19 protein-coding genes are annotated in these 23,145 nt (G+C 40.6%); all 19 read right to left on the minus strand.

Annotated features, from left to right (window positions below; translation table 11 throughout):
- Positions 1-54: 54 nt before the first annotated feature.
- The 19 genes from C7384_RS02680 to C7384_RS02770 all read right to left on the minus strand — a co-directional run bounded on the left by C7384_RS02680 (position 55) and on the right by C7384_RS02770 (position 23,116).
- Complete coding sequence (locus C7384_RS02680; RefSeq protein WP_089938231.1) at positions 55-1,812, minus strand: DUF6020 family protein; 1,758 nt, start codon at positions 1,810-1,812, stop codon at positions 55-57.
- The gene (locus C7384_RS02685; protein WP_089938229.1) at positions 1,802-2,758 is read right to left on the minus strand and encodes a glycosyltransferase family 2 protein; all 957 of its coding nucleotides are present in this window, start codon (positions 2,756-2,758) and stop codon (positions 1,802-1,804) included. Before C7384_RS02685 ends, C7384_RS02680 begins: the two co-directional genes overlap by 11 nt.
- A gap of 14 nt (positions 2,759-2,772) precedes the next feature.
- Positions 2,773-3,726 carry a glycosyltransferase family 2 protein gene (locus C7384_RS02690; protein WP_089938227.1) on the minus strand — a complete coding sequence of 318 codons (954 nt, stop codon included), beginning with the start codon at positions 3,724-3,726 and terminating at the stop codon, positions 2,773-2,775.
- Positions 3,727-3,766: 40 nt separating this feature from the next.
- The gene (gene glf, locus C7384_RS02695) at positions 3,767-4,957 is read right to left on the minus strand and encodes a UDP-galactopyranose mutase (protein WP_089938225.1); all 1,191 of its coding nucleotides are present in this window, start codon (positions 4,955-4,957) and stop codon (positions 3,767-3,769) included.
- A 1-nt stretch (position 4,958) separates the two neighbouring features.
- On the minus strand, positions 4,959-5,741 hold the full coding sequence (locus tag C7384_RS02700; RefSeq protein ID WP_089938223.1) for a DUF4422 domain-containing protein: 783 nt from the start codon (positions 5,739-5,741) through the stop codon (positions 4,959-4,961).
- Positions 5,741-6,367, minus strand: coding sequence for a sugar transferase (locus tag C7384_RS02705; protein ID WP_089938221.1), 627 nt, complete (start codon positions 6,365-6,367; stop codon positions 5,741-5,743). Before C7384_RS02705 ends, C7384_RS02700 begins: the two co-directional genes overlap by 1 nt.
- Before the next feature lie 42 nt (positions 6,368-6,409).
- Positions 6,410-7,447 carry a glycosyltransferase family 2 protein gene (locus C7384_RS02710; RefSeq protein ID WP_420838705.1) on the minus strand — a complete coding sequence of 346 codons (1,038 nt, stop codon included), beginning with the start codon at positions 7,445-7,447 and terminating at the stop codon, positions 6,410-6,412.
- A gap of 17 nt (positions 7,448-7,464) precedes the next feature.
- Positions 7,465-8,292, minus strand: a complete 828-nt coding sequence (locus tag C7384_RS02715) for an ABC transporter permease (RefSeq protein WP_089938217.1) — start codon at positions 8,290-8,292, stop codon at positions 7,465-7,467.
- The gene (locus tag C7384_RS02720) at positions 8,289-9,278 is read right to left on the minus strand and encodes an ABC transporter ATP-binding protein (protein WP_243400699.1); all 990 of its coding nucleotides are present in this window, start codon (positions 9,276-9,278) and stop codon (positions 8,289-8,291) included. Before C7384_RS02720 ends, C7384_RS02715 begins: the two co-directional genes overlap by 4 nt.
- Positions 9,279-9,429: 151 nt before the next feature.
- Positions 9,430-9,888 carry a hypothetical protein gene (locus C7384_RS02725; protein ID WP_089938215.1) on the minus strand — a complete coding sequence of 153 codons (459 nt, stop codon included), beginning with the start codon at positions 9,886-9,888 and terminating at the stop codon, positions 9,430-9,432.
- A gap of 243 nt (positions 9,889-10,131) precedes the next feature.
- Positions 10,132-11,499, minus strand: coding sequence for a magnesium transporter (mgtE, locus tag C7384_RS02730; protein WP_089938213.1), 1,368 nt, complete (start codon positions 11,497-11,499; stop codon positions 10,132-10,134).
- Between the two features lie 28 nt (positions 11,500-11,527).
- Positions 11,528-12,427 carry an RluA family pseudouridine synthase gene (locus C7384_RS02735; protein ID WP_089938211.1) on the minus strand — a complete coding sequence of 300 codons (900 nt, stop codon included), beginning with the start codon at positions 12,425-12,427 and terminating at the stop codon, positions 11,528-11,530.
- 38 nt (positions 12,428-12,465) lie between these two features.
- Positions 12,466-13,257: an NAD kinase gene (locus C7384_RS02740; RefSeq protein ID WP_089938209.1), complete on the minus strand. Its 792-nt coding sequence runs from the start codon at positions 13,255-13,257 to the stop codon at positions 12,466-12,468.
- Between the two features lie 21 nt (positions 13,258-13,278).
- Positions 13,279-13,857 carry a GTP pyrophosphokinase gene (locus C7384_RS02745; protein ID WP_089938207.1) on the minus strand — a complete coding sequence of 193 codons (579 nt, stop codon included), beginning with the start codon at positions 13,855-13,857 and terminating at the stop codon, positions 13,279-13,281.
- Positions 13,858-13,990: 133 nt separating this feature from the next.
- On the minus strand, positions 13,991-14,947 hold the full coding sequence (locus C7384_RS02750) for an ROK family glucokinase (RefSeq protein ID WP_089938205.1): 957 nt from the start codon (positions 14,945-14,947) through the stop codon (positions 13,991-13,993).
- 122 nt (positions 14,948-15,069) lie between these two features.
- On the minus strand, positions 15,070-15,273 hold the full coding sequence (locus C7384_RS02755; protein WP_089938203.1) for a YqgQ family protein: 204 nt from the start codon (positions 15,271-15,273) through the stop codon (positions 15,070-15,072).
- Positions 15,274-15,291: 18 nt separating this feature from the next.
- Positions 15,292-15,882 (minus strand): rhomboid family intramembrane serine protease, encoded by a 591-nt coding sequence (locus tag C7384_RS02760; RefSeq protein WP_089938201.1) that lies wholly within the window; start codon positions 15,880-15,882, stop codon positions 15,292-15,294.
- Between the two features lie 9 nt (positions 15,883-15,891).
- Positions 15,892-19,617 carry a helicase-exonuclease AddAB subunit AddA gene (gene addA / locus C7384_RS02765; RefSeq protein WP_089938199.1) on the minus strand — a complete coding sequence of 1,242 codons (3,726 nt, stop codon included), beginning with the start codon at positions 19,615-19,617 and terminating at the stop codon, positions 15,892-15,894.
- A complete protein-coding gene (locus C7384_RS02770) occupies positions 19,610-23,116 on the minus strand; it encodes a PD-(D/E)XK nuclease family protein (RefSeq protein ID WP_089938197.1) in 3,507 nt (1,168 codons plus the stop codon). The genes addA and C7384_RS02770 overlap by 8 nt, the downstream gene beginning before the upstream one ends.
- Positions 23,117-23,145: the final 29 nt, after the last annotated feature.

Consider the following 23,145-nt stretch of genomic DNA (forward strand, 5'->3'; position numbering starts at 1 on the left):
TTAAACTTCAATATCCTGATTACTCAGTAATTATTTGACATGGCAAAACATCTACTATTTAAGCAAAAAGTTCTGCTTTTTTGTACCAAGCATCATCATTAACAAAATTACACCAACCATAATTCCCAATGCATATCTTTGTGAATTTTCCACTGGTGATAAAATTACGATACCCGTTTGCAATAGAATCGGCAACTCAATTAAAAATGATTTCCAATTAGTTAGGAAAATAGGAAGCAATAATAAACCTAGAACAATCCAAAAGTTCCCATGCATCAATAAACCTTTCCATCGTTGATTGAAAGTTTTATAAAAAAGATTACTAGCATGTTCCCTAAACTGATTATTATATAGACGATGGACACCCGTTTGGAGTGACCCATATCCATTACCAACCACATCAGCATACATGGTTGTACTAATATCATTAAAAGGAATATCACGGATATTGAAATACCCTGCCATTTTAGCCATAAAGGCATCTAAAAAGACGACTGGATGTTTAGCGAATAAAGACAACCAAATCTTATGAAAATGAACCCAATCTTTTGGTTTAGCAGTCCAATAGCGATATCCCATTGCAAATTTATCATTAAATTTAGCATAGCCAGATGACTTAATTGGGTCAGAAATGTTGGGATTATATATTTTTCCTAAATTATCTACAACAAAAATTTCATTTAATTCGGATCGTTGTTGATCGGTAATATCGTGTGGATATTCTTTCATGTATCGTGCTACTTGCTGAATTTGAATCCCCTTTGCCTCAATTGGATCATCAGCAATAACAACTCCGGTAGTCATCAATCCCCATACAATAATTTTCATTAGTATTAAAGGAAAGGCTATACCAATTAATAATTGTTTCCATGCTACCTTACGGTAAACAATTAAATAACCAATTAATACAACAAGATACATTTGTGCAGCCCATTTAACGGCAATGATACCAATTAAAACAGTTAAAAACATTGAGAGAATCCATGTTCGATTAACTTTACCATTTTGATCGAACAATTTGACCATTAACGCCATAAACAGCACAAAGGATGATACAAATAACGGATTTTTACTTAAAGAAATTGTGTTCAAAAATATAATCGGATTAAAAACAATCAGAACAAAAGTAAATAATTTCCAGTAAACATTGCTTATTCTTCGTAAAAAAGTACTTAAAGCATAAGAGTAAGCGGCAATAGCAAAACCAAAGTGAGTTATTCCCAAGAATAGATATGCCGGTAAGAAACTATGAGCTAACTGCCAACTCCATTTAGCGCTTAATCCATAAAAAGCAGTCAGGATAGCACCATGTTGATTACTCCACATTGAACTCGTCTTACTGGTTAAATAATGGCCGATTGGATAAATATTATAAATATCGTTTACTGGATCAGCCGAACGTAAAGTAGTCATCTCGCGGACTTGAGCTACAAAATCCCATCCAGAAATTACTGGAATAAAGGGCAATAAAAATAATCCCCATACAATAGTTAAAAAGGCTGCAATCTTCCAAGGATTATTGAAAAACTTAGTGCAATTTTTGAACGTTCCAGACAACTGAATCGTCCCTTTACTTAATGCAAGTTTTTGGTTAAACCATAACAAGCTAAGCATAGTAATAGCAAAAACAAAACTACATAAAATCCAATAACAGATACGAGTAATAGTAAAACTATTGGCTAAGGTCCCATCATGCCCATTAAATAGTTGACCAAAAATATTAAAAAAGCCCAAAAAAGTGGAAATTAAAAAAATAAATAGCCACTGTATCCAAGAAATTTTTAATTGTCTATGAAACCAATTATTGCTCATGATTGAGGTCCTTTAGTCGATCCTCAGTATGAATTAACGCTAATTCAAAGTTTCGTTTATCATTAGTTTGAATTGCATTAAGAATCGAACCAGAAAAGAAAGCAATGACCGAAAGAACCAATAGAATCATTGACACAATCAATGTTGGTAAGTTAGCGACCATCTGCGTATTAGAGTAAGGAATAGCTACCCGCCAAACAAATAATAATACAGCAACTATTAAAGCAATCAATGAAAAGATAGAGTAAAAAGCAAAAGGATGGTAACCACGATACAGATTAATAACGGTCTTTAGAACTTTAAAACCATCCCCATATGTATCCAATTTAGACTCTGATCCCTCAGGACGATCTCGATAAGAAACTACCTGATTTTCAACTAACATTCTTTTTTCAGTAGCATGAATTGACATCTCAGTTTCAATTTCAAATCCCCGTGATAATACTGGGAAAGTTTTAACAAATCGGAAACTAAAGGCACGATAACCAGTTAAAATATCACGAATATCAGTTTTAAAGAGGAAATTGATTAACCAACGAACTAAACTATTCCCAACGTTATGAAATGGCCGCTTATTTTCCTCAAAATATGTTGAAGACAAACGATCCCCGACAACCATATCAACACCCCGATTAACAACACGACTATACATTTCTGGAATAGCTTCAACTGGATAAGTATCATCCGCATCAATCATAATGTATACTTCAGCATCGATTTCCCTAAACATACGTCGAATAACCGCACCTTTGCCCTGAGCATATTCATGCCGAACAATTGCACCGGCTTCTTGAGCTATAGCCGTTGTATCATCACTAGAATTATTATCATAGACATAAATTGATGTCCCAGGAATATTATTAGTAACCGCTTTAACATCACTAACAACTTTCCCAATTGTTTGTGCTTCGTTATAAGCCGGTATTAAAATCGCTAACTTATCCATTCGTTTTCTCCCTTTTAACACTTTTCTTTCACAATATAAATTGGTCGACGCTTTGCTTCCATATAGTCAGCAGCAACATAACGGCCAATTATTCCCAAACTCAACAACTGAATACCACCAATAAAAAGTATGATAGTTACCATTGATGGCCAGCCAGCCACGCTACTGTTACTAACCAGTGCTCGGATAATAATAAACAGCATACTTAATACAGCTAATCCAGAAGACAGCAGACCTACAACTGTCACAATTGTCAATGGGACGGTAGAAAAGGCCACAATTCCTTCAATTGCATACTTAAATAATTCCCAAAATGACCAAGAACTTCGACCAGCTATTCTTTGATGATTGGATAGCGGTATATATTTGGTACGAAAACCAACCCAAGTAAAAATTCCTTTTGAAAAACGCTGATTTTCGGGTAAAGCTAAAATAGCATCAACCATTTGTCGAGTCATAACCCGATAATCACGCATACCATCGATAAATTCTGTCTGGCTAATGCGGTTCATCCAATTATAAAATCGCTTAGCAAACCAGGCCCGAAGTTTCTTCTCCCCAATTCGATCAATCCGTCGGGTCGCTACAGCATCATAATCTCCCGACTGCACATCAGCTAACATCTTTGGTAATAATTCCGGTGGGTCTTGTAAATCCACATCCATTACGACTACATAATCACCTTTGGCATGCTGTAAACCAGCATAAATACCGGCTTCCTTACCAAACTGTCGAGAAAAACTAATAAAATGTATACGACTATCCAACTTAGCTAATTGTTTTAAAATTACTAAGGTATGGTCACTAGAACCATCATCTATAAAGTAAAATGATATTTCAACATTTAACTTAGGCAAAATTTTTTGGATTGTATGATAAAAAATTTCAATCGTTCCCTCTTCGTTATGAAGTGGCACTACAATCGTTAATAATTTTTTAGTCTGTGGTTGACATGACAGTTCGCCCATCTAAACTTCCTACTCAGAATCTCTAGGATATTTTTCTAACTTATTTCACTACATCATGGGCAAAATTAAACTGGTCATCGACCTTAAATTCATCCCGAACAGTGTTAAAGGCGTCGTTAAACACCTGATCCATATCAAAGTAACGGTACTTACCTAAACGACCACCAAAGATGACTTCGGGGTGGTTTTGGCGAGCTTCCTTAGCATACTGTTTGTAAATCTCAGTATTGCGCTCGTTGTTAACCGGATAGTAAGCTTCCTTGCTGCGATCCCAATCTTGTGGGTATTCCTTGGTAATAATGGTTTTACCTTCATCGGCCAAGCCATCAAAATGACGCCATTCCATTACTCGCGTATAAGGAGTTTGGGCATCAGTATAGTTGATAACCGCATTTCCTTGGTAATTATCACTATCTTTAGTTTCACTTTCAAAGCGCAAAGAACGATATTCCAATTCACCAAACTTATAGTCAAAGAATTGGTCAATCATACCGGTATACAAGATTCGAGGGAATTCATCCATGAAGACTTCACGATGCTCAAAGAAATCAGTATCCGTCATGACATCAATCAGACCGTTTGAACGCTCAATCATCTTTTCAAAGATTTGCGTGTAGCCACCAACTGGGATTCCCTGATACCGGTGATTAAAGTAGTTATTATCGTAAATAAAACGAACTGGTAGACGTTTGATGATAAAGGCTGGTAATTCGGTCGCCTTACGACCCCACTGCTTTTCGGTATAACCCTTAATCAACTTTTGGTAAATGTCAGTCCCAATCAATGAAATTGCTTGTTCTTCCAAATTACGAGGTTGCCGATCACCTAGTTCGCTCAAAGCCGCTGCTTTTTGCTCTTCAATCTTGGCCCTGGCTTCATCCGGTGTCTTGGTTCCCCACATTTGGTAGAAAGTATTCATGTTAAAAGGCAAGTTATACAAATCACCCTTATAATTGGCAATCACCTGGTTTTGGAAACCGTTAAATTCAGCAAATTGACGAACATAATCCCAAACTTCTTTATTATCAGTATGGAAAATGTGAGCCCCAAAGTCGTGAACTGTAATCCCGTCTTCAGTATGGGTATGGGTATTGCCACCCACAAAGGCGCGCTTTTCAATGACCAAGGAACGCTTACCCCGCTTTGCAGCCTCATAAGCAAAAGTCATCCCAAACGGACCGGCGCCGACAACTAGATAATCGTAATTTTTAGTGTTAAATTGCTTTGTCATGTTAAAAATGTACCTTCTTTTTTGTATTGGGTAAAAACTTCCGCTTTAAGAAGTGATACCCCTTATCCAACCAATTGGTTTTTTCTAAGTTAATCACCGGACACTCAACTACTTTCAAGCCCTTGGTATTAACCCAGGTATCCATCAGTAATTCGCTCAGAAAACCAAATACCCGCTTTTCTTGCCCCTCTAACTGATCAATATCAACTTGCTGCTCAACCTCAGCCAAGACCGCAAACACAAAGGCAGCGTACTCTTCAAAATAAGCCCGAGGCATGATGAACATGTTAAACAGATGGGCTGAAGTCGATTTTTCCAAGGCCTGGAAAGCCGGATAATACGCTGAAAACTTTTCAGCCAAGACCCTCTTCATTATCTCATAAGGCGCATGCGCATGAGCATGAAGATAATGATCTCCTTGATTTTCGATGTAGTAGTTGCGCGCCTTGGGCAAGATGATATCAGCCTGGTTAAGCAAGTTTTCAATCTGTTCTGTCGTCAAGCGATCGGCTAACTGATGGCTAGCTTTAGCACCCAGGTAACGCCGATAATGGTTTAAACCAATCACGGTGGAATTTTGATCATTTTTCCAAATCCAATACAGGGCGGTTAATTCGTTGTAGTTTGGATTTTTTCCGGAAATATTATCGCCAGTATTATCAGGTTGATAACCGGCTGGAACCCCATCTTTCAGACTACTCCCAACAAAAATTGGTTGATAGAGTGAATTTTGGGGCATAGCGTATTCTTTATGGCTGGCGACGTATATTTTTGCTTTAGCCATTAGAATGCCCCATCCTGTTTAAAAACCATAATGACGTTTTTAAACAATACATAAAAATCAAAACTCAAACTGGCCCGTTTAACATATTCAAGTTCAATCTCAGCCCGCTGTGGATAGTGAATATTGCTCCGGCCTTCTGCCTGCCAGAGACCGAAAACACCCGGCTTAACTGACAAAAAAGTATCGATCTGATTGCCATATTCTTTGAGCTCATCGCGCACAATTGGGCGCGGACCGATAATAGTCATGTCTCCTCGTAAAACATTCATAAACTGAGGTAACTCATCCAATGAGGTTCGGCGTAGAAATTTACCATAGCTAGTAATTCGAGGATCTTCTTTGGTTGGTAACTTATAACCATTATCTAAAAATTTTTGATAAAGAGTTGGATTACTCTTTAAAATCTGTTCAGCATTATCGACCATGGTTTGAAACTTATAAATTTTAAATGGTTGACCCATCAGGCCGACTCGTTCTTGCTGATAGATAATTCGACTTGTCTTTTTATCAAACTTAATTCGCAAAGCTACTATTAAAAACACTGGTGACAAGACAATCATGGCTGTCAAAGAAACCAAGATATCAAGGGTGCGTTTGGGAACAGCGTATAATAATTTTTCTTTCACTGTTAACCACCTTCAAAATTTAGACTGTCACAAACAGCCTATCTAGCCTTTCTCAATCAAGTTAATTTCGTCATCTAAGAGGAGATTGTCCTTAATGTTGGCCGCCTTACGTTCCTTGATCAGATTCTTCATTAACTTATTAATTGAACGTGGCTTAATCCGCTGCAAATCGGCTGCATATTCAATCTCAGGATTAAAAAATAGTCCGCGGATACCACCCCAAGAAACCATCCCGATTTTACGGAACCGGAAGGCAACCTGACGCTTTAGCATAACCCGTGGAAGGTCATGGCGATAAATACCAAAAAATGTTCTGAACATATCTTTTTTAGAAATACGACGTGCAGTTAGAATCCGGTTACGATATTCATAACGGTAACGCCACAATCGACTAGCATCACGCTCACGAACAATATCACCGGGTAAAGTATTTTCTTTTGATTTGTGGACGGCAATTGAATTAATAACCGTATAGCCACGATAAACGTCGGCTAGGCGATTCGTATATTCCATGTCATCGCCCCAAATGAAGTATTCTTTTTGCGGCAGACCAACCATCCCCACCATTTCGCGTGAGAACATAACTGACACAAAGGTCGCATTCACTACTTCAACACCAGGATTTTTACGATCCAAATTAAGGGCCCAAGTAAAACCACGCGGCGCCGTGACATTCATCCATGATGGATTACCATCCAAAGCTCCCCAACGAACTTGAGAATTAACAAAACTAGTCTGCGGATGATCTTCCATAAATTCAACTAAATACTTTAGGGCATCTGGTTCAACAACGGTATCGTCATCCATCAACCAGATGTAGTCATCATCTAGCTCATTAGCAAATAGCTTAACAGCTTGATTAAAGCCACCAGCTCCCCCTAAATTATCCGGCGAGTTATAAATTACCAAACGGGGATCATCGAGTTGGTCTAGGTACTCAGCCGTACCATCGGTAGATTTATTGTTGACAACAATCACATGGCTAAGGTAATCACTTTGAGCTAAAACGGCCGCCAAGGACTCCTTTAACAATTCTAATCGGTTATAAGTCACAATGGCTGCACTAACCGTTTTTGACATAATTTCTCTCCTAAGGTTTAGATGTAATCAATTAATTGATCTTTAAATTTCAGATATAAATTGGTACCAATCACAGCAAATAAGGCAATTTCTAGCCAAAACATAGCCATCTGTAAGGGCGAATCCCAAAACCAACTATTAACTAAGAAAGTCTCCCGCCAACCGTTAACAATGTAATAAAAGGGATTAATTCGTGAAATATAGAAAATAAAGGTATTAAATACATTACCCTTTTCTGGTTGGAATAAGATACCGGAAACAAAGAATAGTAACCGCAGAACTTGACGAATCGCCAAATCATAATCGGGAATCAAAATGTTAATGGTGGCACTAAAGATTCCTAAGAAAAAGAGCATTACCAGGGCTGCTGGTAAGTAGTAAAAAATTTGTAGCCAATAGAGCGATGGATGAAATTGATTTTTCAAAATCATACTAATCGCTGCTACGACTGTAATCGATAGAACCGCTGGAAATACTTGTAAGACCCGAATCGTCGGTAAAATGGACACCGGGAAACGGACGTTACGAACCATAAATATCTGGGTTTGAATCGAACGAATCGTATCACTAAAGCCTTGGTTAACAAGGTACCAAGCTGAAAATCCAACCGACATCCAAACGAAATAGGGAATATTTTCTACTGGCGCAGCGGCTCGGAAACCGCCACCAAAGATGACAGCATAGGTTAACACCTGAAACAAGGGGTCTAAGATTTCCCACAAATTACCCAGATACTTATGCGCGTTATTAGCTCGCGTATCATAAATGGCCAAACGAATGGCCATTCCTAAGTGAGTAATTTGTTCAATAATCAATTGTCCAATTGATTTTACAATCGTAATCATGGTTGCTGCCCCTTTGTTAGATAGAAATAGATCACAATCGCCATCAAACCAAAAATAATAATTAAAGTACTATACAAGGATATAGCACTAAAGCCTTCAAAACTTCGGATTGCTGTTAAATTACGAGCTTGGTCAAAATTTTTACCCTGGTGAACCAAGCGATCTTGTAACTGCTCCAAGGTAAAAATTTGTTGTCCCTGTTTTTGTTTTTCAACGTATTGGTCTCGGTTGGCTTCATCCAATTTATCTAAGTCTTGCGTAAACTTTTGATATTCATCGGCCACAACCTGAGTTGGACCAAAAGCACGCATCTCACCATATTGAACCCACATCACCTTAGTGGTAAATTCACGTACCTGATCTAAATCATGGGAAACAAAGAAAATAGTTTTATTTTCGGCAATAAACTCCCGAATTTTACCCAAAGCCTTTTTAGAAAAATTACTATCTCCAACCGAAAGAGCTTCATCAATAATCAAAATATCAGGATTATTATGGGTAACAATTGAAAAGCCTAACTTAGCCCGCATGCCGTTGGAGTAATCCTTAACCGGTTGGTCAATAAATTCTCCTAATTCAGCAAAATCAATAATTGAGGGCATAACTTTCGTAATTTCTTTATTACTTTTTCCCATCATCAGCTGCTTAATGCGGATATTTTCACGTCCCGTTAGTTCCCAATTCAGGCCCTCATTAATCGCTACAACCCCAATGGAGCCATTTAACTTTAGCTTTCCAGAGGTTTGCGGAATAACACCACTTAAAATATTAAGTAAAGTTGACTTTCCGGAACCATTGGTCCCGACAATCCCAATCACTTCACCCCGCTTTACTTCAAAACTCAAACCACGTAAGGCCCAGAAATTTGTTTCTGACTGGTTACCTAAAAAAGTTGATTTTAATTTTTCAGTTTGATTCGCATAAAGTTGAAAATTTTTGGTAATGGCCTCGGCCTGAACCATAATATCTTGATCACTTTTTGTCATAAAAACTTAAAACCGGTACTTTCTATTTAATGAGCCCACAATGACATACATATTTATTTTATCATATCTTGACAAATTCACCCTTTTAATCACGATAAAAAAATCGACAAGAGTCCGACTCTTACCGATTTTTTAACTTTATATTCCTAGATTAGGCATGAAAATTCGCGCGGGCATAGTCGACAATTGACACACCTTCTTGCGAAGCATTAGTAATAATTTTTTTGATATCACTTGGTGCCCACTGATCCGCTGGCAAACCGGCTTGAATAAGTTGTTGCTGGGCACTTTGAATCATCGTACTGGTTACTTCAGTCCCGTTTAAAGTTTTGTTGGGATCATAATTAGCACCAGTTTGAGGATTAACAGCAGCGTCATTTTGGCTTTGGCTGCTAGCTGGTACGCTAGTAGAACTGCTCATTGGCTGACTACTTTGGGCAGCAGAGCTACTAGAAGTTGAACTAGACTGACTGCTGCTTTTAGCGCTCGAACTACTCTTAGTCGTAGTGTGGCTAGCATGATTACTGCTGCTTTGCATGTAGGTATAGCCGGTAGCCCCACCAACTGCAACCACCACTGCGGCTACGATACCTAAAATTATTTTTTTCATACTTCCCTCTCTAATCTATCTCTATGAGGAAGAACTTGATTGATTGGCGTTAAATAATACTCGCTGCAAATCAAAGTGAACCCCACAAACCATTAATTGGCATAATAATTTAGTAAAAGATGTTTGTCCTTCAACCATTCGCTTCAACTGACCTCCGTAAACTTTCCTATATGATATATAAAAACAATTTACTGAACGGCCCAGCTGGCATGAACGACTTTAATTGTGGCATGTTTAACGAATTTATGAACCCACAAAGTAAGTTAAAAATTGTTGGGCAATAATAAAGTAAATACCTACCGAAGTTAAGTCACACAAGGTAGTAATAAAGGGCCCATTAGCTACGGCTGGATCATAGCCCAGCTTATCAATAATAACTGGAATAATAGCACTCAGGAGGCTGGCCAAAAAGATTGCGGCCGCCATGGACAAACCAATGGCTGCGGCCAAATCGTTATTTTGACGCCATAATAAGACCACCAAACCGATGGTAATTCCAGCTGCTAGGGCTAAAATAGCCGCTGATAACAATTCGCTGAAGAAATTTTTAGCAATACTTTTATCATTTCCAACTGACAAACGTCGAATTGACAAGGCCAAACTCTGGGTACCAGCATTTCCAGCGGTTCCAGTAATTAAGGTAATAAAAGCTGCTAGAACTGGTGCTTGACGAATACTGCCTTCAAAACTACCAACCAGAGCTGTTGTGGTTAGACCAAGGACTAACAAGACCAACAACCATGGGATTCTTTTAATGGCTGAATGCCAAGGGGTATCATCAGTTTGGCTAACATCAACGGCTGCCAAACCCGAATACTCCCCTACCGCTTCTTCATCAATCACATCAACAATATCATCGACAGTGATAATGCCCAATAAATGTTGTTCTTTATCAATAACGGGAATCGAGAAGAAATTATAATCAGCCACAACTTGAGCCACATCCCCCTGCGGATCTTCGGCTCCAACTGAAACGACACGGGTGTTGGTGATTTCATCAATCAACATTTCATCCGGATGGGTTAGTAAATCCCGTAATGAGGCCACTCCAATTAAACGTTGGTCGGCATCAATAACATAGATGTAGATGATTGATTCGGCTTCAGAAGCCTGTTCTTTGACCTTTTCTAAGACCTCAGCAACTCGCATTCCCTTTTGTACAGCCAAATATTCGGTCGCCATCAAAGCTCCAGCAGTTTGATCATCGTATTTGATTAACTTGCGCATTTCTTGGGCATCTTCAGCAGGTAAAAGCTGGAGATAAGTTGCGACCATTCGGGCCGGCATGGCCTGAAGCAAATCAGCCTCGTTATCGGCATACATCCGTTCCAAAATGTCAGCACCCTTTTTAGGTGGTAATTCCGACAACAAATCAACGACATCGCTATCTTCAATTTCCAAGTTATCAAAGATGCTAGCTAGGGTCTCATCATCCATGGTCCGCCAAGCCACTTCACGCACTCGGGCTGGTAAAGCAGCATAAACTTTACCCATTTCAAAATCATGTAAGTTATCAAAGGCGTTGATGAATTCCTCATCTTGACCAGATTCCAACAAGTCCGACAGCGAATGGACTGTTTCGTCTAATTGTTGTTCATTATCCATTTCCATGGTAATTTTCCTCCAAAAATATTGGCAATTAAAGATTTTTTAAAGCTAGTAGATCAGCTGGCAAATCAGTTGATAGCTGACGATTTTCTTCAATGAAAGGATCATAAAACTTCATTTGATAGGCGTGCAGAGCCTGGCGCTTAAGTCCAAACCACAAAGGGCCACCATACAAATCATCCCCGACTAAGGGATAACCCAAATGAGCAAAATGAACTCGAATTTGGTGGGTTCGGCCTGTGTGCAATTGGACTTTCACCCGCGTCATGGGATGATCGGGGTCATCTTGATAGCGCCGCTCAACCCAGTATTCAGTTTTTGAGACTTTCCCATCTTCACGCACGATACGCTTAATAAAATCGCCGTCCATCCGACCAATCGGCTCATCAATCAGGCCGTGATCTTCTGGCAAAATCCCCTGCACGTAGGCAATGTAGAACTTTTCAACCGAATGATCTTGTAACTGCTGGTCTAAAACGGCATGAGCAAAACGGTGTTTAGCCAGTAGCACTAGACCAGAAGTATCCCGATCAAGTCTGGTTACCACATGAGGTACCAGATCTTCGGCTTTTTCATCAATTAGATGACCCTTAACCTGATTAACTAATGTATGCAAGCGGTCAGCATGTCCCGGTACAGTCGTTACCCCGTAAGGCTTATCAACAACGAGCCAATGCTCATTTTCAAAAATAATATCAAGGGGGTGAAAGTCCGGCACCACTAAGTCGTTACTTTCTTCAATTGGCATCACAATCGTAACCTGGTCGCCATTTTTAATATAGTCAGCGGTGTACACCGGCTGCCCATTGGCTAAAATAGCGCCCCCATTATGTTTCATCTGACTAAACATCCGATGAGAAACACCATGTCCTTGTAGGAAAGTTCGCACTTTACGTTGCTCATCGCCTTGATAGGTCCAAGTAAATTCCATAATTTGCTTTCCTGCTAATATGTAGCATTATCACTAAACTAGTTGCCTCGGATAAATGCATTTTGCACGCGTTTCCAAAAATCCAAGTGACGATAGCTGGCAAAGTATACCTGCTTATCGGCCACTTGAAATTCAACGGAAACGACATTTTTAGCGACAATTTCGAGTTGGTCGCAAGTAATTAAAAAACGATTCGAACGAGGTTTTACCCGAATAGTTTGCCCCCGTGGCACAATCAAGGGCGATCCTAAAGTTCGAAAGACCCGATTGTTGATTGAGGCAATTTCAGACATTTGGATGGCCGCCAAATCAGGATGTAAAACCGCACCGCCATTAGCCTTATTGTAGGCCGTTGATCCAGTTGGCGTAGACACAGCCACCCCATCGCCTCGAAAGAGTTCAAAGGTCTGCGATCCCAAACAAATGTCAGCTACCAAAGTCCCTACCGGCTGCTTAACCGTGGCTTCATTGAGGGCCAAATAGGTTTTAATTGATCCATCTTGGTGCTGTGTTTGCATTTGTAAAATTGGATAGGCAACTTTTTGACCACTATCGTGGACTAAGCTGTCAACTAATTCAGGTACTTCGCTCCCCAGCCAATCCGTATAAAAACCCAAATGACCAGTATGTAAACCAACAAAGCGCACTTCTTGCGGTAAATCAATATAGTGGTGAAAGGCACCTAATAGGGTCCCATCCCCACCAACTGAGATAACCACATCGGGATTTTGATTATCTAAAATCAAGCCCCGCTCGGCAATTGCCTGCTTAAGATGATTAACAATCCCCTGTGACTTTGTTAAATCATTATGATAAATCGCAATCTTCATTTATTTCAACCGATTTCCAGTCTAATGACCAGTACTTCGAATATCGGATAACTCCTGTTCCAAAGTGAAAGCATTATCCGATATCTGCGTTAATTTCTCAGCCATATCAGGACTCAACTGTCCATGCTTATAGCGTAAATCATGTTCGATTGTCGCCCAAAAGTTCATGGCCATTGTTCGCACTTGAATTTCGGCCAAGACCTTTTTTTCTCCAGAATACAGCTGCACTGGATATTCAATCACAATATGATATGAACGATAACCCGAAGGCTTAGCGTTCATCACATAATCACGTTCTTCTAAAATTTGAAAATCAGTTCGGCTGCGTAATAATTCAACAACCGTGTAAATATCTTCAATGTATTTAGTCATAATCCTTAGACCAGCAATATCTTGCAAATCTAAAGCTAACCGACTTTCGTCTAAGTGACGACGAACAATCTTTTCTTCAATTGAAGCCTGGGTTTTCACCCGGCCCGTTACAAATTCAATCGGGGAATCTTTTCCAGCTGCCAGATATTGATCCCGTAGATAACGTAACTTAACTTTTAACTCCGATACAGTTTGGGTGTAAGGGAGTAAGAAACTTTTCCATTCCACGTAATCACCTCCAGGAAAATCATCTCAAAAATACACATATTTTAATTTTACCACAAGAATTTCTTATCTGTTTTGGTGACAATAAAAAAACAGCCCAAATAGCTAGGGCTGCTTTAAACTTAATAGTTACAAATTAACGAGCTAAGGATGCTGCGCCAATAACACCGGCATCATTACCCAACTCAGCCAACTTAATCCGTGTTGAAGTCCGAACAGTTGGAAAGGCAAATGGCTTCCAATCTTTTTCAACCCGCTCACGTAGGAATTCACCAGCAGCGGCTACCCCACCACCAATAACAATGGCCGATGGGTTCAAAGTGTTGGCAATCATAGCACTAGCATAACCAAGGTAGTAAGCCACCTTGTTGACTGTTTCGTTGGCTAAGAAATCACCATCTTTAGCCAAATCAAAGATAATTTTAGAAGTAACTTCATCGCCGTTATCAATCATTTGCTTCAAACGAGACTGTCCTACGTATTGTTCCGCAAAGTCTTGGGCCAAGTGAACCACCCCAGTTGCCGAAGCGTATTGCTCCAAGCAACCGCGGTTACCACAGGTACATAGGTATCCGTTTGGCTCAACGATAATGTGCCCAACTTCTCCACCAGCACCACCGGCACCATGGATTAATTGGCCGTTGGCAACCAAACCACCACCAACACCAGTTCCTAAGGTAATAAAGGAAACATCATCATCGTTGTTTCCAGCACCCTTCCAGGCTTCACCTAGAGCGGCTACGTTGGCATCGTTATCGATTTTTAGTGAGAAACCGGTCCCCGCTTCAATGGCTTCTTTAACAGGCTGTTCAGTCGCCCAGTTCAAGTTATAAGCACCCTTGACTGTTCCTTCAGCGATATTAACCGTTCCTGGCGTTCCCAAACCAATGCCAATGACCCGATCACGATCAAGTTGGTAAATATCCAAATGGTGGTTAATAGACTCGATAATATCGGGCACAATATACTTACCACCGTCCAAAACGTTAGTCTGAATTGACCACTTTTGTTGAACTTCACCCTCATCAGTCAAAATTGCAAATTTAATGGTTGTTCCACCTAGGTCAACACCAATTAATTTATCTTTAGCCATAGTTCTGCTGTGTCAGCTTTGTAATGCCCTGACACAATTCCTCCTAAAAAATTTTACAAGCCTATTTTAGCAAAAAACAGACCCTTTGTGCAAACGTTTTCAATAAATCAAGTTAGCCTTGCTCAATCATCATTTCGCTCTTCTAAACGATGTTCCCGGGCTAGTACTAACTTCATCTGGGCATATTCTTTTTCGGGTAACACTCCGGCTTTATAGAGGTTATCGACTTCTAAAGCCGCCATTTCAATGTCCCACAAACGTTTACCAACATGGATGTAAACGCCAAAGCGCTTCAGATATTTTAATACATCATAAAAATTTTGCACGTTTTTTCTCCACTTATCTTATTGTATTCGCCGCTGATAGGACATCCCTATTGCTAAAATCATGCCGGTTACTAGGCCACCTAAATGGCCCCAAAGGTCAATTGATGGGGTGAATAAATCACCGACCAAATTTAACACCACAAAGACTAAAAATGTTTGTCCTTGAGCCTTTAAAGACGAATTATGCCGACCTTGATAGGCAATGTAGACTAAGAAAGCTCCCAAAAGACTAAAAACAGCCGATGAAGCTCCTGCACTAATTGTTTGAGGTGCCCACCAGTAAGATAGTAAATTACCACCCAGTCCACCAATCAAGTAGATAAGTCCAAAGCGAATTGAGCCAAACAGGGGTTCAATCATCATTCCTAAAAACCAGAGGGTCAACATATTTAGAATTAAATGGGACCAAGAAAGATGGATAAACAAAGGACTCAATAACCGCCAATATTGATGTTCTTGAGTAATGTATGGTCCGTATTTTGCACCAAATTTAACTAAAAAGAAAATATTATCGGGCTGACCATGACTTAACAATATTTCAACTAAAAAAACTAAAGTTGTCATAACGACGATGATTATCGTCACCGGAGCCTTTTTAAAATCAGTCATCTACCTCTCCTAATCCATTGCCAAACTTTCACCGACACTCAAAGCCACCAACCAAGTAGCGCCTATCCGATAGGTTGGATATTCCTGAACCAGCGCTTGACGGTACAAATTTAATTGACCCCGGTAGCGATTCTTGAGCTTGGCCAAATCTTCTTTTTCATGACTACCCGGTCGGACATAGTCTGTTTTATAATCAAATAAAGTAATTGTTTTTTGACTTTCATCCAGAAAATAGCCATCAATAATTCCATGAATTAGTACCGAACTACTGTCGGTTAAGTCTTGGTAAATTTGATTGGCGGGCATGATCATGGCAAAAGTGGCCTCCCGCCGTAGAGTATCTTGATGATGGGCAATCGCTTGTCCCAAAGATGAATTCAAAAAGGCCAAAATATCATTTAGATTAATTAAATCAGCCACCTGCCCTAGCAAGCGATCTTGGGCTACCAATTCATCACGCAACTGTACCAATTCGGCTTCTGTGTAGAGATGTTGAAAGTCTAGGAGTTGCAGTAAGAGATGGGTTGCAGTACCAACTGCACTACTAGAAGGGCGCTGACTGCCGTTAGTCATAAAGTCTGGCCGGGCTAATTCTTGATTTAACAAGACCTTACGGTCACTTAGTTTACCATTTTCATCCAGGTTCAAACTAACCATATTCATCTGATCTGGATCTTCAAAGAGCCGTTTAATTTCCGAAACAGATTGGTAGGCCGGCGTCTGCGTCGCTAATTGATTGGGATACTGATAATCAATGAGCGTCTGGGCCGCTTGAAAGTCAGTAGCATCATATTGATTATTACGATCAGTAACCGCTTCAGTTGAATCACGCCTCGTTTGCTGCGGTGCTTTAATTTGATTTTCGGGTATTAAAGCCACCGCTATCTGGGTATTTTTAGGCGTTTGTGGTCCCAAATTACCAGCGACATCCACCTCTCCCAGCCAGTCTAGTAAGACTGGATTATCAGTCCGAGCTAGCGTCAGATTTAACCAATCAAAATAGCTGCTAGCCCGCAAACGTAAACTTTCTGGTAAAAATGGTGTTCGACTAGACCGAGCAGCCTGCCATAAGCCTTGGACGTGCTGACTAAGTCCGTCTTCATTAACCTCAACGGTCGCCAAGAGATATAGTTGCTGTTTAGCCCGCGTCAAGGCCACATAAAAGAGGCGCATTTCTTCTGACCAACTTTGCTTTTTTAAAGCTTCTTTAACCCACAGTTTTTGCAAGGTTGGCAGCACTACTTGAGCTTGGGGTTGTAAATAATCTAAGCCAATCCCAGCCGATTTTTGAATTAACAAGCCCCCACTTAAATCCTTCGTATTAAAATCTTTTTCTAATTCTGGTAAGAAAACAATCGGAAATTCTAATCCTTTGGAAGCATGAATCGTCATCAATTGAACAGCCTCTTCTTCTGATTCCTGCGCCACTTCGCCCAATTGACCCCCATTTTTTTGTAACTCTTCCACGTAGCGAACAAAGCGGAATAAGCCAGCATGTTGATTTTCCTGATACTGAGCAGCGTACTGATAAAGGGCATGTAAATTGGCCTGTCGTTGGGGGCCGCCGGCCATCCCGGCCATATAATCCAACCAGCCAGTATCTTCATAAATTGCCAGTAACAAGCCAACCAAATCATTTTGACGGGCTAGTCCCTGCCAGCGCTGAATTTGCGTTAAAATCTTGTCCCAATTTTCATTTTGACGGGCTGCTGCTTGAAAAGCCGTCCAGAAGTCATGCTCACGATCTTGCAGTCGAATGGTTGCTAAATCGTTTTCATCCAAACCAAACATCGGGGATCGCAACATCGCTACTAGGGGAATATCTTGATGCGGATTATCAATCACCCGTAAGGTGTCTAACATAATGTAAACTTCCATCGTCTGGAAGTAATCACCGACGCCATCGGCTTGCACCGGTAACCCGGCTTCATGAAACATGCGAACTAAATCAACATAGCCCCCTTTGGAACGGGTTAAAATCGCAATATCACTATAACGGACGGGGCGCATTCCGCCACCATCGGGCAAACTTGGGTCATATACTTGGCCACTTTGTTGTAGATCAATAATTTTTTGAATCAAATGGGCGTACTGTCCCTGCCGCTTTTGCCAATCTCCTAATTCTTCAGAATCTCTGGTACCAACGGCCTGGTTTCCCGCCCCTTTTTGAATAATGTCCAATTCAAAAACCGGCCCCACCGTGCTGGGGTAATCGGCTCGAGGCACTAAACGAGCAGCATCTTGATAGGCAATATCTCCCAAATTTTGATCCATTAATTGCGTGAAAATTAAATTGGTCACCTCAGTCACATTTTGCTGGGACCGGAAATTATCAGCCAGTTCAATTCTTTCATCACTATCAGATAATTCAAAATCATGGTATTTAGCACTAAACAGTTGTGGATCAGCCTGACGAAAACCATAAATACTTTGCTTAACATCCCCGACCATATAAAGATTATGGCCATTTGATAGCGATTGTAACAGACTTTCTTGGAGCTGGTTAATATCTTGATATTCGTCAATTAAGATTTCTGAAAATTGGCTGGCAATCAGGGTCCGGCTATCCTCTTGATCTAAAATTTCTAACGCCAAAACTTCTAAATCAGCAAAATCCAACAAATTATCCTGCCGTTTACGGGCCGTAAAAGCCTGAATAAAGTCCTGGGTTACCATCACCAAGGTTTGCAATAAATCCTGCCCCTTTTGGTTAACTAACTGCCATTGCTGAGCATTTAGACTAAAATAAGTCTGACTTAATTTGGTTAAATTAGCTTGGGCACCCATTAAATCATTTTTAACTTGCGTCGCAACTTGGACTAACTGACTTAATTCTGGTGCCTCTTTGATTTTTTTGGAACGATTGGTATCTAGTTTAATTTGTGGTGGATCAGTCACCAAACGCTGCAACTGGTCCCATTGGCCAGTTAGGCCCGTTTCAATGGCGGCTAAATAACTGAATAATTCACTTAAACCTTGTGCTGTTTTCTGCAGTTCTTCAATCCCGCTAACTTGGGATAATAGGGGTTTTAACAAGGCCTGTCCATTGTGGACTTCATCTAAAAATAATTGCTGGACATGCTGGCCAAGGGGCTGACTGGTCAATAAATCTTGATCAGCTGGCCCATTGGCTTTTTGAGCCTGTTCTTTAAGCCAATCAAGCCCATCCGGACGGGCTTGAGCAAATTCAGCTAAGCATAAAATTTGGTCCTTGAGCGGATTATCATAGTTTGGATTGGCAAAATTATCCACCAGTGCCATAAAATCAGCATATTGGGGATGTTTAGGATCATAATAATCGCTAAACACTCCATCAACAACATCCTGGCGTAACATTTGCCGTTCAGCTGTATCTGACAATAAACGAAAACAGGGATCCAAGCCAATTTTGTAGTAATAATTTTCAATTAATTTCAGAGCAAAGGCATCAATGGTGGCAATATTAGCCACTGGTAAGAGCATTAACTGTCGCTGTAGATGTTGACGCAGTTCTCCTTGGGCTTGAACTAGTTGTCCCTGTAGTGCCTTTTCCAAACGCTCCTTCATTTCGGCTGCAGCCGCGTTGGTAAAGGTGACAATCAGGAACTGGTCGACACTTTGCCCTTTTAGAATTTTTTGCAAAATTCGTTCAATTAGAACGGTGGTCTTACCCGAACCGGCCGAAGCGGCCACTAGAATATTATGACCACTTGATTCAATGGCTCGTTGCTGGTTAGCAGTAAATTGTCTAGGCATCCTCTTCTCCTTGCAGGCGTTTTAAAATATCAGCTTTTTTGTTCGGACTAATCGGACGATAACGGTCCCCTAAAATCCGATCGAAGCGCACAATATCTTGATATGGTGAATAGGCCAAGGAACCTTCAACCGGTAAAATTGGAAAATCACCGGCCTGAATTTGATGGCCAGCCCGTAAAATATTTTCCTGATTACGTGCCAACAGTAAGTCCAATTCAGCCGCTGACACCGTTTCACTAGTAGCAGCTAGTTGATCATCTTTACGCTTTTTTAATTGATAATAGGCGGCCTGCTCGCCTGGCGCTAATACTTCTAAATTATCCAGATAAGTTTCATCTGAAAGTATTAAACCATGATATTTAAAATCAGGACTAGGCAATTCTCCGGCCAACATAGCTACCAGATCGCCCTTAAAATCAGTTAATTTGGTTTTACTAGGGGCGATTTGAGCAAAGAAAGCTCCACCAATTTGGCTGACATTTAAAGCCTGCGCATTATTTTGAGCCGCCTGCCAATAGGTTAACAATTGCATTTGCAAACCGTCAAAGGCCTGCCCCCACTCAAATTTTTTATTGCTAGATTTATAATCAATAATCGTACCAAATTGGCCTTGTGGATCTTGAAGGTCAAAACGGTCAATCTTTCCCCGAACTGTAATTTGCTGTCCTTGGTCAACCAAGCTCAAGCCTTGCAAAGGTCCCTTAGGAAAACCAAAAAGGGTTTCCACGGCAGCCGGTCGGCTTTGATTATACGCAGCCGCTTGTTTTAACTGGCCCAATAATTGCTCAGAAACCTTGGCAATGTATTGTCCAATCGCCTGCCCTTGATCAGCTTCTTGCAAAAATTCAAAGGTTGGCTGGGCCAACTGCAAATTGAGCGCTTCAGCCACTAGGTTTTGAATAGTAGCTAAATCAACCTCCTTCAGACTAGCCTTTTGTCCAATCAGGTGACTCACCACCATTTCTAAAATCGCATGATACAAAGTACCAGTTTGCGCCACATCTAAGTCATGACTAGGCCGTTCTTGTAGACGGAGTCCATAACGCAAAAAATATTCAAAGGGATCACGATAATAGGCTTCTAATTGGGAAATCGAAACTGCTAAAGGTTGTTTAAAGAGGGCTTGGGCTAAATCAGTCTGTAAGGGCGCTACTCGATTTTGATACTGGCTAGCACTTAACACACGGTCTAAATTAGGAAGGTTGGGCTGTTTTTTTAATAACCCGTACAGGGCCCGAAAGGCACTACTGTCCTGTTGACTGGCCGGTAATTGAGCCAACTGCGATAAGGTTGCTCGGGCTGAACCAACATAATTTTTTAATAAGGTACTACCATTTACCGCGTGGGCTTTAACCAGAGGAACCGGTGCAGCAAAATGATTAATTAAACGTTGGTAGTAGGGTGAACATTCAGTCAATTGACCACTTTCATCCAAAATTGGATACGAAAAGGTCACTGCCGTTTGGCTAGCCATTAAGGCCCCATAAAACAGTAAATTTTCACTCGCCATTTGCTGTTGAGCCGTATCTTGCAGGTAACGTGGTTGCTCCTGCTGACTTAAAACTGGTTGCACTAAAAGCCGTTCGGCATCATTGATTAAGGCCTGGTTTTTGACTTGAGCCGGTAAATTCTGCCGACTACCGCCAATAAAATAGAGTGCTTGATACTGTTGGCTTTGTACAATTCCAGCTTCAGAAATGGTTAACTGATCCAATTGGTTAGGAATTCCGGCAAAACGCGCCCCCGAAAAACCGGCCAAAAGTGCTTCCCGAAAATCATCCAATTGATAGGCCTGTTGTCCGGCGACTTGAACCATTTGATCTAAAGTTTGGGTAAACATTTGCCACACTTCTTCAACCTGCTGGCCCTTTAAAAGGTCGCCTTGGCCCACTAATTGGTCACGAACTTGCAAAATCGCCTGGTCAACCTGTTGATCATATAACCAGTTAACTAGAAAAGTTGCGGCCTCTTGTAAAGTCTGAGCTTGGTCTAAGCCCTGTTCGAATTTATCTAAGGCATCCCCAATAAAACGGCGCAAAATATTCATCCGTTGATTAATTTTTTGATCTACAGGTGATAGTTGATCATCTTGACTTTCAAATAAGACAAAGGGCCGGTCATAGGCATGCCAAATTTTAGCGCTTGGTTGATGGGCCGTCACATAGTTGTCCAAATAAGCCACAATTTCAAAATACTGCTGGTCATCTAGTAAATGGCCATTTTGGATAGGCCGCAAAAATCCTGTCTTTAAGAGAGCTAACAAATTTTGATAATAAAAGCGTTGGTTCTTGGGCCTTAGCAAATTGGTAATCAGCTCAACTAAGGGATGATTAAGCATTTTAACATCATTATCCAAAAAATAAGGTAGCTCAAATGCCTGCATCACAGCTGGAATATGATTAGTATAAGGACCCAAATCTCGGGCAACGATTAAAATATCACGTAAATGCAGATCCGGATTTTTGAGCAAAGATTGCCGAATCCTACGGGCCACTTCGTTTAACTCGGTCACTACATTTTCGGCTTTAAAAAATTGAACCTGTTCTAACGAATCTGCTTGCTCTATGGACTGATACTGTCCTAAAGCTTCCCAGGCTTTCAGCAGTTCTTGCATATCTTGGGATAAAGAACGCTGGACGGTAACTGGTTTAATTTCAGTTGGAATACCAGCCTGTTGCGCTAAACCTAATAAAATCTGTGCACTTTGTAAGGGCTTTTGGAAAACGGCCCCATCCATGGGCGACTGGATAGCATCAGACTCTCCTAATAGGGCAAAAGTTATATCTGCTCGCTTTAATAATTGCTGTAATACCGCCCATTCTGGCCCGGTAAAGCCATTAAAGCTATCAAAGTAAAAGACGCTGTTAGTTAAAGTTAAATTAGGCAATTCCTCGGCAAAAAAGTTTAAGGTTTCGGCCTTAGTAAGCCAATTTTGATCTAAAACGGCATCAAATTCATCAGCGACTAGGGCGAGATCCCGTAATTTTTGACTAAAATTAACTTTCAAACCAGCTAAGTCAGGATTAGCCTGATCTAGGTTATCCAAAACGGTTAATAACTCTTTGGCTTGGACTTGGCTACTACGTAATTCCACTAATTGCGCCACTAAGGCTTCAATAAAGCCTCGTTTAGCCTGCATTCGAGCAAAGACCGGTAACTGGCTAGCCTTTTGCTTTAAAATATCAGCGACCACCATATATAGGCCGGCTTCTTGCATGATATTGGGTTGAATTTTGCTAGATTGTTGTAACAAATGCCAAGCTAAACGAGTTAAGGAATAAACTTGTAACCGACTTTGCGCATAGACTTGGCCCTTGGCTACCCGATTCAGGCGAGCAAAACGCTCAAGCACATCGACTTCACTGGCAAATTTAATGTGGTTAGGTACTAAATAATAGACGGTTAAATTCGGACTTTGCGTTAATTTTTTCTGCACATCCTGTAACATTGCCTGGCGAAAATCACGCCGTCCTGATCCCATTAAGATTGTTACTGCCATATCATCCTCACTAAATCTGTAATAAAAAA

The sequence above is a fragment of the Convivina intestini genome, assembly GCF_003096575.1.
GTDB lineage: Bacteria > Bacillota > Bacilli > Lactobacillales > Lactobacillaceae > Convivina > Convivina intestini.

Coding starts and splice junctions, on each gene's coding strand:
- C7384_RS02685 (WP_089938229.1), bottom strand. CDS start 2,758: ATGGATAAGTTAGCGATTTTAATACCGGCTTATAACGAAGCACAAACA.
- C7384_RS02735 (WP_089938211.1), bottom strand. CDS start 12,427: ATGGAATTTACTTGGACCTATCAAGGCGATGAGCAACGTAAAGTGCGA.
- C7384_RS02720 (WP_243400699.1), bottom strand. CDS start 9,278: ATGACAAAAAGTGATCAAGATATTATGGTTCAGGCCGAGGCCATTACC.
- C7384_RS02770 (WP_089938197.1), bottom strand. CDS start 23,116: ATGGCAGTAACAATCTTAATGGGATCAGGACGGCGTGATTTTCGCCAG.
- addA (WP_089938199.1), bottom strand. CDS start 19,617: ATGCCTAGACAATTTACTGCTAACCAGCAACGAGCCATTGAATCAAGT.
- C7384_RS02760 (WP_089938201.1), bottom strand. CDS start 15,882: ATGACTGATTTTAAAAAGGCTCCGGTGACGATAATCATCGTCGTTATG.
- C7384_RS02700 (WP_089938223.1), bottom strand. CDS start 5,741: ATGGCTAAAGCAAAAATATACGTCGCCAGCCATAAAGAATACGCTATG.
- C7384_RS02710 (WP_420838705.1), bottom strand. CDS start 7,447: ATGTCAAAAACGGTTAGTGCAGCCATTGTGACTTATAACCGATTAGAA.
- C7384_RS02750 (WP_089938205.1), bottom strand. CDS start 14,947: ATGGCTAAAGATAAATTAATTGGTGTTGACCTAGGTGGAACAACCATT.
- mgtE (WP_089938213.1), bottom strand. CDS start 11,499: ATGGAAATGGATAATGAACAACAATTAGACGAAACAGTCCATTCGCTG.
- C7384_RS02725 (WP_089938215.1), bottom strand. CDS start 9,888: ATGAAAAAAATAATTTTAGGTATCGTAGCCGCAGTGGTGGTTGCAGTT.
- glf (WP_089938225.1), bottom strand. CDS start 4,957: ATGACAAAGCAATTTAACACTAAAAATTACGATTATCTAGTTGTCGGC.
- C7384_RS02680 (WP_089938231.1), bottom strand. CDS start 1,812: ATGAGCAATAATTGGTTTCATAGACAATTAAAAATTTCTTGGATACAG.
- C7384_RS02690 (WP_089938227.1), bottom strand. CDS start 3,726: ATGGGCGAACTGTCATGTCAACCACAGACTAAAAAATTATTAACGATT.
- C7384_RS02740 (WP_089938209.1), bottom strand. CDS start 13,257: ATGAAGATTGCGATTTATCATAATGATTTAACAAAGTCACAGGGGATT.
- C7384_RS02715 (WP_089938217.1), bottom strand. CDS start 8,292: ATGATTACGATTGTAAAATCAATTGGACAATTGATTATTGAACAAATT.